Annotated in this window: 1 pseudogene; it reads left to right on the top strand. The window is 72.1% G+C overall.

Features of this window, described 5'->3' with window-relative positions:
* Positions 1–588 (top strand): annotated as a pseudogene (locus tag LPA54_RS35385) (MFS transporter); the annotation flags it as partial.

Here is a 588-nt window from a genome sequence, read left to right on the forward strand (position 1 = left end):
CCTCTACGGCAACCTGCTGCGCGCCCTGATGGCGTCGGTGACCGCCCTCCTGATCCTCGTCCAGGTCCCCGACTGGCTCCTGTTCGTGGCCGCGTTGTGCGTGACGGGCGTCAACCGCTTCGTCCTCGCCGGGTTGTCCGCCGCGCTGCCCCGCGTGGTGGACACCGAGCGTCTCGTCATCGCCAACTCCCTCTCCCCGACCGCCGGGACGCTCGCCGCGACCGCGGGCGGCGGCCTGGCCTTCGCGGTACGCCTGGTCGTCGCTGACTCCGACACGGCCGTGGTGCTCGTGGGCGCCGCCCTCTACCTGTGCGCGGCATTGGCGGCCCTGCGCATCGCCAAGGAACTGCTCGGCCCGGACCGCGCGCTGGAGCACCCCCGGCTGTCCACCGCTCTCTCCGGCACGGTCGCCGACCTGGCGGCGGGTGTACGCCATCTCGCGGCACCCGCGCGCAGGGAAGCGGCCTGGGCGCTCACGGGAATGTTCCTGATGCGCTTCTGCTACGGCGGGATGCTCGTCATGCTGCTGATGCTCTGCCGGTACCACCTGACGTCGACCACGGACGAGGGACTCGCCCTGCTGGGGCT

The sequence above is a fragment of the Streptomyces sp. DH12 genome (assembly GCF_020873895.1).
GTDB lineage: Bacteria > Actinomycetota > Actinomycetes > Streptomycetales > Streptomycetaceae > Streptomyces.